This is a genomic window from Flavobacterium frigoris PS1 (assembly GCF_000252125.1).
Lineage (GTDB): Bacteria > Bacteroidota > Bacteroidia > Flavobacteriales > Flavobacteriaceae > Flavobacterium > Flavobacterium frigoris_A.
Window position 1 is genome coordinate 266449 of record NZ_AHKF01000020.1, and the last position, 13739, is coordinate 280187.

Below are 13739 nucleotides of genomic sequence, written 5' to 3' on the forward strand. Positions count from 1 at the left end.
TTTATCAGCTGTTGTTTTCAAATTTATTTAGGGTTACTAAAAATCTCAATTTGTTTTTAAATCGATTCGGTCGAGATATTTGTCTAGTAACTCACCTTGCTTGAATGTTTTTTTATAAAGACGTTCTGTGGTGTTGCGCTCATAATAAATTTCGACATAAAAATTATTTACGGCATACAGCTCGATTGCAATATTATCCTTTAAATAGAGGTCTACATAAGCACCTTTTTTCCAAGTCGCAGTGTATTGCTCTTCCTCTGAAAGTTTTAAAAATTCAAAAAGTTTCATTTGCTGTAATTTTTAAAGTTTTATTCCAATTTATATTCTTTAACTCTAATAGAGATAGGGCTAAAGTATTTATTCTAGTTTATCTCTCATCAATTTTGTAATAGAACAGTTTTCTAATTTGTCTTATTCCAAATATAGTGAAAGCATTAATTGTTTCATGGAATATGTGCGGAAACTTCGATTAGATAACAATCATTTTTTGCGTAGTAAGGTCTTGGTGCCTTTGGAATCATTTTCTAATAATACAGTCTAAAATCGAGCAGCTTGCAAAGGGCATATTGTTTTTGATGTAATTCTTCTACAATTTCAATTACGTTATCTTCATCTTGGCATAAGCTAAAAAAAGTTTTGTCAAGATTGATGCTAGTTAGTCTATTATATGCCGTTCCGTAGCCCGAAACAGCTCTTGCACCTGTAACATCTATAAAATATTGTGCTTCTTCCTCACTTAGGTCCAGTATTTTTGTATTTGCAAAGTGCAAAATTTTACCAGTTAATTTTCCTTCAAAAAGTTCGGCAATTTCATCTAGGCTATAATAGTAGTCATTCAAACAGATATTATTTCCTTCACCTTCCATTACTAGATAGATTATTTCATAATCCTTAAAATTATGGTCGTCGTAACGCAATGCATTTAAACTTTCTTCTAATCCTTCAATAGTATCACAGGTTTTGTAAATGCTGGAAATTCCATATTCAATGGCTAACTGTTCTAAGTTTTTGACTACTTCAGTAGTGGTTGCGATTTCTATATCATGAACTGCTTCGAGGCAGAAAATAAATTTTTCATTATCCAAATAATTGGCTTTGTCTAGATGGGTCATTAGCAAGGAATGTTTTAGTCTACTGCTATTTTCCTTAGCAGCATTATATATAGTTGTTTTTAACTTTCAATTCTTTTTTCTTCTTCAGTCCTTTTCTGGTAAGGCGATATGTTTGTTTTGAACTCGTGGGCTTATCTGGGATGGTCATTTCAACCCAACCTTCTTGAATGGCTGGATTAAGATAGTTTTCACGAAAATTATCACGATGTTTTAGTTCTAATGCTTCTTGGATTTCATCACGTTTCATTTCCGCCTCCAATACCCATACAACCCTCTCAATTGACGTTAAATAAGTAAAGACTTGCCCAGTAACTTGCCCGCTGACTTGCCCGCTGACTTGCCCGGTAGTTGGACGATATATTGTAATTGAAAAACCTTCTTCTAAATTAAAAGTAGGCTCGCGTAATCCTGCTGCTGCACACAAACGAAAGATCTCTCCCGTTCCTGTACCAAAACGCTCAATATAACCTGCCTGATATAAGGCTTCTGCTAGATGCGGATTTTTAGGATAGGACGCATGATCGTGTTTTAATTTTTCTAAGGTAAGTTCCATCGGTAAACCGCCAGGATTACTTATTGTCACTCGATCAGAAAACAGCATTACTTGTACACTTCCAGTACTTTGATAATCTCGGTGCGCTACTGCATTGACAATAGCTTCAGCAATCACGGGTCTTGGTATTTCATATTTCAAAGGAGCCTGATTAGACTCCAATCTCATTCCCACACTAACTGCAATTTTGGCTAAAATAAAATCAACGGCTTCGTTTACCTGCATGAATATATCTCCTTTGATTACTCGATGGTCGGGGATGGGTTTAGCAATGAAATCACCATGAAAATGGGCACATTTAACTACGGCGGCAGGGAAAAATTGTTGTGGATTTTTTCCGAAAGCGAGTAAAGCACTGTTGGTTATCCTATCAGCCAAATATAAGTTTAAATGCGATAAGACTTTAGGAACTGCGCTACCTTCTCTGAAAGGGAAACCTCGTTTATAGCGGGCGATATTTATAAAATGATTCAATTTTTCTTCGTCGATATCCAAAAGCGAGGCTTTTTTAGCTATAGTACTATCAAAACCTTCTATTTGAATCAATCCTTTTTGCTGTAGCAGATTGACTAAAGCTTTGGTTACTTCCCGAATCAGTTCTTCGGTAGTTGAAAAGCGTTTGTAGGATAAATTGTTTTGAATTTTGCTTAATAAAGCAGTTTCTTTTGGGTGACGCTTTGTATCGGTATCATTTTTTATAAAAGCTAATGAAAAAACGGCGTCTTTCTGTGCTAGATTGTATTCTAACTCAGTAGGCGAAATACCTGTCGAGGTTTCAAAACCGTATGATTCTCCTATTAAAATAAGGAATACTTCAGCATGAGTAACTTCTTTCAGATACACTTTTTGTGGCTGCTCGCTTAGGGCTGGTAGTTTTTCAAATAAAATAGGCTCAAAAAACAATTGCAACACTGGATCGGACAATAAATGACGGTGCAGTGCCTCTCGTTCTTGGGCAAACTCTTTTTGAACACTAGAAAGAAAAACTTTTTGCTTCATGAGATAGTAAAACTAATAAAAATAAACAAAAGCAGTTGTTTTTTCTAGCTAAAGTCTTGTTGCGAGGCTTGAAGTAATCGCAATTAGTTCACTGCTTGATTTAATGAAAAATCTTTATAAGGGGTTTGCGGAATGTTAATATGGGGATAGGATTGCCGAAATGAGACAAATGCTAGAATGGATAATTATTCCAATCTTTGGATCTACAGTTTAGTCATTATACTCACTTTGTTTTAGCCACTTTAGAACTAAACTGTTTCACAATTACTCTTTAATATACTTGGTAATAATGTACTGCGAAATGGGTTTTAATGGCTTACCATTTTCAGGATGAAAACCCGCCGCATTGAAATATTCAAGTTTGCTATCTTTTTTACAATACCAGATTGCTGCTTTGTTTTTTTGAAAGAAAGGAGTTTTAAGACTTACCTCAATTTTTTTTAATTTCATTTCCTCTTCTATGATAGGTTTTATTTCGTTAATTATTCCAATTCCTTGAGTTGTACTGCTACAATCCACGATTTCATAATGGTCCATTTGCCATTGCATACACTGCTTTTTAGGAGCAATAAGCTCTTTCATTCCATAAGCTGAAACTGCAATAATTACTACCAACAAGAGTATTTTAAAAATTTGTTTTACAGAAATTGTTTTGTGCTGTATTTGCGACAAGGTACTTTGTAATACAACCGTTCTTTTGACTGGATGCTCATGAATTATTATCGGTTCTTTCTTTTTTTCGTCAGTTGTGAAATCAGTGCTTTTATCGATAATAGCATAGGTTGTGTTTTCTTCTTTTCTAGCTGTTGTTGTGGTCCCAATTACTTTAATAAAACGGTTCAGTGGTCTTGGTTCATAGTTTACTAATACCGCTGCTAAATCAACTCCACTAATATCAGTTAAATCTGTTTCACCTTTAAAAAAAGTTTCTAGAGGTCTAAACTTATCTGTTTGTTTTTTTAATTCCTTGCTATTATCTTCTTTAAAGTCAAAACCAAAAAAGTTACGAAAGATTAGAAAATCGTTATGATTTCCATTTCCTTTAAAATGAATATTACATAAGTCTCTAAGTTTTGCACGGGAAGGATTAATTAAAAAGCTACTATAATCCCCTGACTTTTCATCTTCATATTTTGCTTTAATAGCCTGCTTGTAATCTTCTAAAGTATTTTTTTTCATACGCCTTTATTGGAATTAAGCGGAATCTTGTGGAATTATCGGAATCTTAGGAATTCCATATAAATACTCACTTAAAACCCACATTTCTTTGCTTCAGAATTAGTTACTGTCTTGACATGCATCAGAGACAAATGTACAAACTAGTTCTTATATAGTGATGCAGTAACAGTAGGGAATAATTTGTTGGGAAGTCAATTCTTTCTCTACTGTTGCTGAGCACTAAACTTCCCGAACCAAAATACAACGGTATGGCCTTAATGGTATTCGAATCTATAATTCGGACGGCCTAACTCATGTCTAATTTTTAATTATAAGAAAATGAAAAAAAATGTTTTTATCGCTGTATTTACAGTGTGTGGTTTAGTTATGGTATCATGTTCAGCAGATACTGAAGAGCTAGGAAATCCAAGTCAAAATTCAGAAAGAATGGCGACTTCAAAACAAGATAATGGTTTGTTTTTTAAAAATGGAGATAGTATTATTAGCACAACCACATCAGAATCTGGTGATGAAGGGGTTGATGATGGTACAATACTTCCTAAAAAACCCTAAAAAAAATTAAGAAGTGGTTATTTAGTAAATTACCATTATTTTGCTAAATTCGGGGAATGAAATTTAACAGGTTTTATTCCCCTTTTTATATCCTCCTTTTTTGGGTATTTACTCTATCGTGCACTAAAAACAAAAGTTTGCCGTCACAGCAAGAAAAATCTTCTATAGATGCTATATACAGTTATTTGGAACTGAGTAAATCGGACTCTATTTCAACGGAAAAAAAATTAGTGTATATAGATAAGTCTTATCTACTAGCTAAAAAGTTAAATGTAGATTCTGTTATTTTCCAAACCATGAATAGAAAAGGGGAGTTGCTGAATCAGTACAACCCAGATATTGCTCTTCCTTTTTTAAGAGAATTTGAGGAATCAGCGAAAAATAAAAAAGACACTCTTAATATGGGGCATTCTTTTCTTAATCTTGCGGATTATTATTCCGCTAAGCAACAAGACAGTATTGCTTTCAGTTATTTCAATAAGTCCAAAATACAATTCGAATTAAAAAAAGACAGTAGTCTGGTGGTATATTCGTTATTAATGATGTCAGATATCTTAAAGAGCAAAGACGATTATTATGATATGGAGGCTGTGAATACAGAAGCATTAAGCTTTATCAACCAGACGAATAGAAATTACAATTACAGCTGTGTTTATAATAACTTAGGAATTTCCTTAAAGGAAACCTATGACTATAAAAAATCTTTGGGTTATTATAAAAAAGCAAAACAATATGCTGAAGATGAATTTACCAGAGTAATTATTGATAATAATATAGCATCCGTTTTCATTTTAAATAAAGAATATCAAAAAGCGATTGGATTATTATCAAAATTGGAAGGGACAAATAGTGAAATAGTTAGTGAACGGATCAAATCTAACATATTGAATAATTTAGGTTTGGCTTACTTTAAAGTGAATGATTCCCGCGCACTTGGCTATTACTTTAAAGCCTTAAGCATTAGGGAAGATCAAAGGGATGAATACGGTTTAATTGGAAGTTACATTCAATTGGCAAACTATTACAAATCAAAAGAGGATAATTTACTTGCTAAAAAATATGCACTAAAAGCATATGAAAACGCATCAAAAATGAAGAGTATTGATGAGCGGCTTGATGCACTTCAAATATTAGTAAATAGCAGTGCCGAAAATGAATCGAGAGCTTTTTCAGCGTCTCATTTTAGATTAAACGACAGTATTTCTGAAGTACGACAAAGAAACAAAAATCAGTTTGCCAATATCAGATATGATTTTAGCAACCAAAAAGAACAAAACCAAAGACTATCGACTCAAAAGGCAGAAACCACTCTACTATTGGAAAAACAGAAAAATAGTACGCTTCTGATGTATTTTGTAATATTATTTTTGCTAGGGCTTACTGTTGTAATTATTAATTTTTTAAATAGTAAAAGCAAAAAAGAAAAAATCAGAGTGTCCTATGATACCGAGACTCGAATTTCCAAAAAACTTCATGATGAATTGGCAAATGACGTTTACCATGCGATGACTTTTGCGGAAACGCAGGATTTATCGGCACTAAGTAATAAAGAAATGCTACTTAAGGATTTGGATAATATTTATTCTAGAACACGAAATATTTCCAAAGAAAATAGTTTGATTGATACTGGACAAGATTTTGTACCAAGTCTCAGGGATATGATGTCGAATTACGGTAATCATGAGGTGAATATTATAGTCAACGGTCTTGATGTATTACAGAATACGACTGTGGAAACAAACAAGAAGATTACGGTTTATCGTATCCTTCAGGAGTTGCTCGTTAACATGAAGAAGCACAGTCAATGCAGTTTAGTCGTGATTACTTTTAAAAAGATAGACAAGAATATGATTGTAGAATACACTGATAACGGTATTGGAGTAGCAATACAGCAAATAAACTTAAAGAGTGGACTGCTGAACGTAGAAAATCGGATAAAGGCCATAGAAGGAACACTTACTTTTGACAATGCGATTCAAAAAGGATTTAAAGTTAGAATTGAGTTTCCTGTTTAGAAGGGTTTATTAAATTATTAAAGAGGATTGTTTTTGGAGACATCGACAATATAGTTTTATTTAAGCGTGATTAATAAAAAAAGAGCCTAAACTAGAGTAATAGAATAACAGATGGTATATTGAGGAAATAGGTAGAAGAATTACCAAACCTCCTAGTTTCCTTTTACTCGGTTCGCTATTTTTAAAAGCAGACGCTTTCCGTCTCTTTTGCTTTTTGGAACTTCAACTGCTTTTAATTCAGATTCTGTTGTAATAAATTTATAGCTAAAAGCAAATTGAGGATTTTTGGGATTGTCATTTAATAGACCAAAACGCAAATCATTGAAGTATAAAGATTTGTTTTTTTGAGAGATGATATACCATCCCTCACTAGCTTTCTTTAGTTTTTCAAAATCTGAATTCCCTTTTAATTGCGCTTCTAAAGCTTTGTTCTTGTTGTAAGCAGTAAGAGTAATCGCTTGGCTATCTAATAGGGAATAGTCAGCTAATAAATAACTATCTGGTGTCGCTACGTTGGCATTCCATAAAATTATATTGAAAGCTGTGGGTTTTACTATAATCTCAGAATAATGGATTCCTTGTTTATTCAATGCTTTTTCAAATTGGTTTAATGCATATAGTTTTATAAAACAAGATAAAAGTAGATAGGAACTACTGATAATTAATCCTTTAGTTATGTATTTTTTGCGAATTGCAGTATCTTTTGTTTTCCATACCACTATCAAAGAGATGACAAGCGGAATAGTGTAGAGTGGATCTACTACAAAGATTGTTTTTAGTGCAAACCGATAGTCTAAAGGCCATAGAATTTGTGTACCCCAAGAAGTGAACATATCTAATATTACATGGGTAAATAAACACCAAAAAACCATAGTAGAGGCGCGAAGGAAGTTGATCCTGTTTTTTTCTGTTTTTGATATCATCCAACCTAAAACTGGAGAGAGAAATAAAAAGAGAAAAAGGGAGTGGCTGATGCCTCGGTGAATTAGGACAGCATTTACAGGATCTAAAAATAAACCAACCACAACATCTAAGTCGGGAATAGTTCCTAAAACCGAACCATATAAAATCGTTTTGTTTTTAAGTTTTTTGCCTGCAAATATTTCAGCTACGGCAATTCCTAAAGCTATTTGAGTAAAAGAGTCCATAAGACAAAAGTAAATCAAATATTATCTATACGATGTGATTATAGCTTTGCAATTTTAGATAAAAAGCATAAAAAAACCCCAACATCTGTTGGGGTTTTGTGACCTTGACTGAACAATTTACAAACCATTTTATGCAGGATTTGAAGAAGTTGGCTATGTGGAATCCATTTTAGCAAATAAGAATTTGTCCTTAATTATAAGTAAAGTGTCTAGTATTAAATAGTCGATACAGATTTTTACAAAAAAAATATTTAGATGAAACAGTCTTAAATTTGATTTGGCGTAAATATAAAAGTAGATCTAAAGTTTATTGTAAAGATTTTAAAATTCCTTTAGGATTTGATCTGGATTCTTAATTTTTTACGCGTGTAAAATTAGCATGTCCAGTACATCACCATAACTACAAAACACACAACAATCAACCTAGAGTGGCCGTAGTACTTTTTTGCAGTTTTGGTATTCATAAAAAAAACTGACAAATAGCTGTGGGCATTGTTTCTTCTTTTTATAGTGACATACGGGGAAGCTGATTTTCGATTTTAATTTTGTTGTTGGTTACATTTCTAAAAATTTACTACTGCATTACTCTTTGTGCCCAAAGTTTATTGGGTTCACGTTTATATCACATGGTTAATCAATCAAAAACCAGATTTAAGAGATTGTCTTTGTTATTTCTTATTAATTTGCTTTTTTAGCAATTGTGCATTAACGGCTACAATAACAGTACTTAAGCTCATAAAAACAGCGCCAACCGCAGGACCTAAAACGAATCCAGACGAATACAATACGCCTGCTGCAAGAGGAATGGTTACTACATTATAAGCTGTAGCCCATAGTAGATTTTGAATCATCTTACGGTAGGTTGCCTTACCAAACAAAATTAGATTAGCGATATCTTGTGGGTTACTGTTCACCAAGATAATATCAGCAGTTTCAGCGGCTACATCCGTACCAGAACCTACTGCAATCCCCACATTAGCTTGTGCTAGGGCAGGGGCATCATTGACGCCATCACCTGTCATAGCGACAAACTCTTTCTTGCTTTGTAAATCTTTTACGATCTCTACTTTTTGATGGGGCAAAACTTCAGAAAAATAGCCATCTAAGCCTAGTTTATCACTTACGGATTTAGCAGTAATCTCATTATCTCCTGTAGCCATAAATACTTTAATGTTGTTCTTTTTAAATGTTTTGATGGCTTCAAAGGATTCTGGGCGGATTTCATCTGCTAGAGCGATATAACCAGCCAGTTTTCCATCAATTAATACAAACACCACCGTTTCTGCGGCATCGCTGTAGGCGTCTTCTGGAATCGTTATTTTTTCGTCTTTTAAATAACCTGGACTTACCACTTTTACTCGTTTTCCGTCCACATCTGCTTCCACGCCTTTACCGGTAATAGCATTGAAATTTTCAGGTTTTGGTATCGTTACCTTATTTTCTTTTACTTTTTTAATAATTCCAACGGCTATAGGATGTTCTGAACTTTGTTCTAACGCACTTGCAAGTCGTAGCACTTCATCTGAAGTGTATTTTTCATCAACGGATTCAATACGGGTAACTCCAAAATCTCCCTTGGTCAATGTTCCGGTTTTATCAAATAGGAGTAAGGTTATTTTTCTTGATTCTTCGAATGCCGTCCTGTTGCGAATCAACAAACCATTCTGAGCAGAAACTGCCGTTGAAATAGCCACTACCAAGGGAATGGCTAAGCCTAAAGCATGCGGACAAGCGATAACCATTACGGTAACCATTCTCTCCAAGGCAAAAACAAAGGGAAAACCCAAAATAAGCCATACTGCTAAAGTTGCAAAACCAATAGATAGCGCTATATAGGTAAGCCATTTTGCCGCTCTGTCTGAAAGATTTTGCATTTTAGATTTAGTTTTCTGCGCCTCTTCCACCATCTTAATAACCTTACTCAAATAACTGTCCTTTCCCGTGTGTACAACTGTCACTTTCAACGAACCATTTCCATTGATGGAACCTCCAATTACCTTGTCATTTAGTTCCTTTTTTACCGGTTTTGACTCGCCCGTAAGCATGGATTCATTTAAATAACTAGATCCCTCTAGAATAACGCCATCTGCCGGTATTTTTTCACCAGGTTTTATTAAAATAACATCGCCTTTCAGTAAATTTTCTAATTTTATATCAACTATTTTATCACCTTCAACGCGATGCGCATCAGCAGGCATCATACTTACTAATAATTGTAAAGCTTTGGAAGCTCCTAGTACACTTTTCATTTCGATCCAATGCCCCAAGAGCATTATGGCTATTAATGTAGCCAGTTCCCAAAAGAAGTCTACTCCTTTTAAACCAAAAACTGTTGCAGAACTATAAAAATAGGCGACACTTATGGCCATTGCTATCAAGGTCATCATTCCTGGAGCTCCTTTTTTTACTTCTCCTACAAAGCCTTTTAGAAAAGGCCATCCCCCATAAAAATAAACGATGGTTGAAAGAGCAAATAGGATATATGGATTTCCTGGGAGTAAGTAATGATAACCCAGTAAGTCCTGTATCATTGGAGAAATAATCAAGATCGGGATCGTTAGTACGATTACTAACCAGAAGCGTTTTTTAAAATCGGCTATCATCATTTTATGGTGATCGTGCCCTTCCATTCCCATGGGGATACTACTATGATCCATTTTTGAGTGATCCATCTTAGTATGGTCCTCTTTGGTCATATCCATTTTTGAGTGATCCATCTTAGCATGTTCCTCTTTGGTCATATCCATCTTTGAATGATCCATTTCTTTATTCTCGTGCTCTTCGTGATTTTCCATATTTCGGTCTTTTTATTCTATTTTTATTTGAATGCTTAAGGTAAAGTTTCTTTAAAAGTTCACTTATTAGTAGAGCTAGCTTATCGTTATCGTACCTGAATGAGTTTTAAATTATTTATTTAATGTTTCATCTTCAGTTTTTGTATCATTTTTTCATTCAAGTTTTCACTGTATACTCCATAGGCATCGACTAATAAACCCTTAATTCCATTTTTAGACGAAATTGCATATAAAATACTGTTATCGTCTGTACTACTCATTCCTTCAAACCGATAAAATTCATCTACCTCAAAATCTTCTGGATGAATTTCAATGGAAATTGAAGCACATTTAATACAATCCTGATGTAAATTGAAATCGTAGGTATAACCGTTACTTATTAAATCATTAATTGCCTCTGAAAGTGTGTCGTAATTTTTCATTTTTTTTATTTATATAGCATTGTGAAGTAACTACCATCATTTTCGATAAACTTTTGATAGGTGAGTAAACCGTTTGAATTTAACTTTTCAGTTAATGAATAATTTAATTGTTTTATTCTTATACCAAAAGCATATGCTTTGATACTTATTTTTGATTTTATACTTAAACTTCGATTATTAATTTCTTTTTTTCTGTCATAGATTTTTATGGTGCTTTTTGAACCAAAAAAATTCATTAAACCCGAATCAAAACTTATGTCTAAATCAACATTCTCTAGCTTTTCGATATTGTACAATTCTTTAAAATTTATTGATTTTGTACTGATTTCGGTTTCTTTTGATTTTGGGTCTGCAAAAGGAAAAACAAATAAGACAATACTAAACTTTTCTGGTTCGCATTTATATGTTGTTGTGTATTTTTCTTTTAGTGTTTTATTTTTGTCATATAAAGTGGTTGTTACTTTTATTTCATAATAATCCTTTTTTTTCGTGATTTTTCCAGCTTCAAAAAGTTGCTTATTTAGCAAATCGCCTTTATCATTATAATTCTCTCTTTCGATAGTTCTACCTTCTATTTGTTCTAAAAACATGTTGTTTTGAGATTTTGCACTTGTGCAAAAAAACAATATAAAAAGACATAAATAGGATAGAATGGATTTGTTATTACAATTGTATTTGTTTTTTATATTTGACATTTTTCTATACATTATCTAAAATATATTTAACTCTTTCTAAAGGAGGCAAAACAGGCACAAAAACAATTGGAAAACCTAAATCTTTATAAACATCAATTATTAATTGGTGAATAATTTTTTGATCCTCTTTATTTTCTGTTCTGGCATAGTCTTTTGTAAAAGGGAGTCTATCTAAAATAAAAATTTTTTTATAAGAGGATTCGTTTATTGCCTTTATTAATTTTTCATCATAATCTAATTTCAAAAATTGATAATAGGCTAAAGCATCTGGAATGGCTCTATCCAAAAAAACAATATCTTTTGTTTTAATTGAAGCTTCTTGTTCCATTTGCATGTCTAGAACTCCTAATTGAAATTTTCTTTTGTTATTTCTAATTTCTTCAACTGAATGTCCTTCATTTCGCATAGTATCAATGTAATGTCGTGCATGTTCTATTGTAGTAATATATCCTTGTTTTTGAAGTAAATCGATTACCGTTGTTTTACCAGTACTAGGGCCACCAGTGACAACATACCAATTTTTCTGTGTTGAACTAGTCATTCTACTATTCATCATATTACCTTTATTTTATAATTAAACTTCTTCAACACTATATAGCTGTGGTATTTCAGCATCCCAACCATAGGTTTCTTTTATTCCTTTCTGTAGTGCTTCAGCACCTTCTTTCTCCCCATGGACAATAAAAACACGTTCGGGTTTGTTTTTTATTTTACTCATCCAGTCCATAAGTTCTGTATGATCTGCGTGTGCTGATAGCCCTTCGATTTCAGCTACTTGCATTTTGAAAGGTACCCATTTTCCATACACTTTTAATTCTTTTTCACCTTCTAATAATTTTCTTCCACGAGTTCCTTCGGCTTGATACCCTACAAAAAGTAAGGTGTTATCAGGATTTTGAGCTTGCGTCTCCAGATAGTTTAGCATTCTTCCACCAGTAAGCATTCCACTACCTGCGATCACAATTTTTGGTTTACTATCTGTTCGTAATTCCATAGTTTCTTGATAACTACTTACTACTGTAAAATGAGAACACATTTCATCGCATTCGTTATCTTCTAATTTATGCCAATCTTTTGTGCGATGAAATAGTTCTAATACGTTAGCACCCATAGGACTGTCCATTATCATTTGTACTTTAGGAATTTTATTTTCTTTAAGCAATTTCCAAAAAATGAACATCATCAATTGCGCACGTTCTACAGAAAAACTGGGTACAAATAGACTACCACCTCTTTTTATGGTTTCATTGACCAGTTTTTCAATTTGTGGAATAGCTTCTAATTCCTCTTGATGAAAACGACCTCCATAAGTAGATTCTATGAAAAGTACGTCCGCTTTTTTTGGTTTCAAAGGAGAATACAATAATAAATCATTTGTTCTTCCTATATCTCCTGAAAAGACAAAACGTTTTCCGTACACATCCAGTTCTATAAATGTAGCTCCTAAAATATGCCCATTATATTGAAATCGAGCCCTGATACCATCAAATAATGGAATCCATTGTGATTGTGGAACGCTCTTAAAATGAGGAATTGTTTTTTCCACATCCTTTAAATCGTATAATGGTTCTGCTGGACTATGTTTTGAATAACCTTCTTTATTGGCACGTTCGGCTTCCTGTTCTTGGATTTTAGCACTATCATTAAGTATAATTTTAGCAATATCTAAGGTAGGATTAGTACCATAAATGGGACCGTTGAAGCCTTGCTTAACCAATCTTGGTAAATACCCTGTATGATCCATGTGACCATGCGTTAGTAGTACTATATCAATATCTGACACGTTGACTGGTGGATATTCCCAATTTTTAAGACGCAGTTCTTTAAGTCCTTGAAAAAGACCACAATCGATTAATATTTTTTTGTCTCCTGTGTCCACTAAATATTTAGAGCCAGTTACCGTTCCTGCAGCTCCTAAAAAGTGAATTTTAATACTTTTATTTTCCATGATTTCTTAGTTTTTAATGTTTGTTACATAATTGCAGAGAGTCATCCAGAATCTTCTTTTGCCGTATTTTATCAATCCCTATTTCTTCTAGTAGATATGAGTTTTCATAAATATCTTTACACAACACAATGTTTTTATCCAATAATTTTCTTTTTTCCGCTTTTGTCAACGTCGTTAAAGCGGTTAACGGATGTAGTCCTGATTTGTCTATTCGTTCTTTAAGTCCATTTCCCTGCGGGTAGTCCCAACTTGCCAGACCTAAACCTACACAAGTTCCATATTGAATTGCATCAGTTGTGAATCTAGTGTTTGTATAAACCC

At 33.3% G+C, this 13739-nt stretch carries 12 protein-coding genes and 1 pseudogene; 2 read left to right on the forward strand and 11 right to left on the reverse strand.

Features of this window, described 5'->3' with window-relative positions:
- Positions 1-45 precede the first annotated feature (45 nt).
- The 4 genes from HJ01_RS13685 to HJ01_RS17195 all read right to left on the reverse strand — a co-directional run bounded on the left by HJ01_RS13685 (position 46) and on the right by HJ01_RS17195 (position 3843).
- Positions 46-288, reverse strand: a complete 243-nt coding sequence (locus HJ01_RS13685; RefSeq protein WP_007139056.1) for a hypothetical protein — start codon at positions 286-288, stop codon at positions 46-48.
- A gap of 236 nt (positions 289-524) precedes the next feature.
- A complete protein-coding gene (locus HJ01_RS13690) occupies positions 525-1085 on the reverse strand; it encodes a DUF6642 family protein (protein WP_081478718.1) in 561 nt (186 codons plus the stop codon).
- A gap of 70 nt (positions 1086-1155) precedes the next feature.
- A complete protein-coding gene (locus tag HJ01_RS13695; protein WP_007139058.1) occupies positions 1156-2664 on the reverse strand; it encodes a Fic family protein in 1509 nt (502 codons plus the stop codon).
- A gap of 264 nt (positions 2665-2928) precedes the next feature.
- The gene (locus HJ01_RS17195) at positions 2929-3843 is read right to left on the reverse strand and encodes a hypothetical protein (RefSeq protein ID WP_007139059.1); all 915 of its coding nucleotides are present in this window, start codon (positions 3841-3843) and stop codon (positions 2929-2931) included.
- Positions 3844-4161: 318 nt separating this feature from the next.
- On the opposite strand from HJ01_RS17195, the gene HJ01_RS13710 reads away from it, so the two are divergent.
- Together HJ01_RS13710 and HJ01_RS13715 are read left to right on the forward strand one after the other, a co-directional pair.
- Complete coding sequence (locus HJ01_RS13710; RefSeq protein ID WP_007139060.1) at positions 4162-4395, forward strand: hypothetical protein; 234 nt, start codon at positions 4162-4164, stop codon at positions 4393-4395.
- A 137-nt stretch (positions 4396-4532) separates the two neighbouring features.
- A complete protein-coding gene (locus tag HJ01_RS13715; RefSeq protein WP_050855236.1) occupies positions 4533-6410 on the forward strand; it encodes an ATP-binding protein in 1878 nt (625 codons plus the stop codon).
- A gap of 152 nt (positions 6411-6562) precedes the next feature.
- Here HJ01_RS13715 and HJ01_RS13720 read toward each other — a convergent pair whose 3' ends face one another.
- The 7 genes and pseudogenes from HJ01_RS13720 to HJ01_RS13750 form a co-directional block, all read right to left on the reverse strand.
- Positions 6563-7558, reverse strand: a complete 996-nt coding sequence (locus tag HJ01_RS13720) for a metal-dependent hydrolase (RefSeq protein WP_007139062.1) — start codon at positions 7556-7558, stop codon at positions 6563-6565.
- 668 nt (positions 7559-8226) lie between these two features.
- Entirely contained in the window at positions 8227-10353 is a 2127-nt protein-coding gene (locus tag HJ01_RS13725; RefSeq protein WP_007139063.1) for a copper-translocating P-type ATPase, read from the reverse strand.
- Positions 10354-10472: 119 nt separating this feature from the next.
- Positions 10473-10775, reverse strand: a complete 303-nt coding sequence (locus HJ01_RS13730) for a hypothetical protein (protein ID WP_007139064.1) — start codon at positions 10773-10775, stop codon at positions 10473-10475.
- Between the two features lie 5 nt (positions 10776-10780).
- Positions 10781-11365 (reverse strand): hypothetical protein, encoded by a 585-nt coding sequence (locus tag HJ01_RS13735; protein ID WP_040473971.1) that lies wholly within the window; start codon positions 11363-11365, stop codon positions 10781-10783.
- A gap of 109 nt (positions 11366-11474) precedes the next feature.
- Entirely contained in the window at positions 11475-12026 is a 552-nt protein-coding gene (locus HJ01_RS13740) for an AAA family ATPase (protein ID WP_007139066.1), read from the reverse strand.
- A gap of 18 nt (positions 12027-12044) precedes the next feature.
- A complete protein-coding gene (locus HJ01_RS13745; RefSeq protein ID WP_007139067.1) occupies positions 12045-13418 on the reverse strand; it encodes an MBL fold metallo-hydrolase RNA specificity domain-containing protein in 1374 nt (457 codons plus the stop codon).
- Between the two features lie 13 nt (positions 13419-13431).
- Positions 13432-13739 (reverse strand): annotated as a pseudogene (locus HJ01_RS13750) (ATPase); the annotation flags it as partial.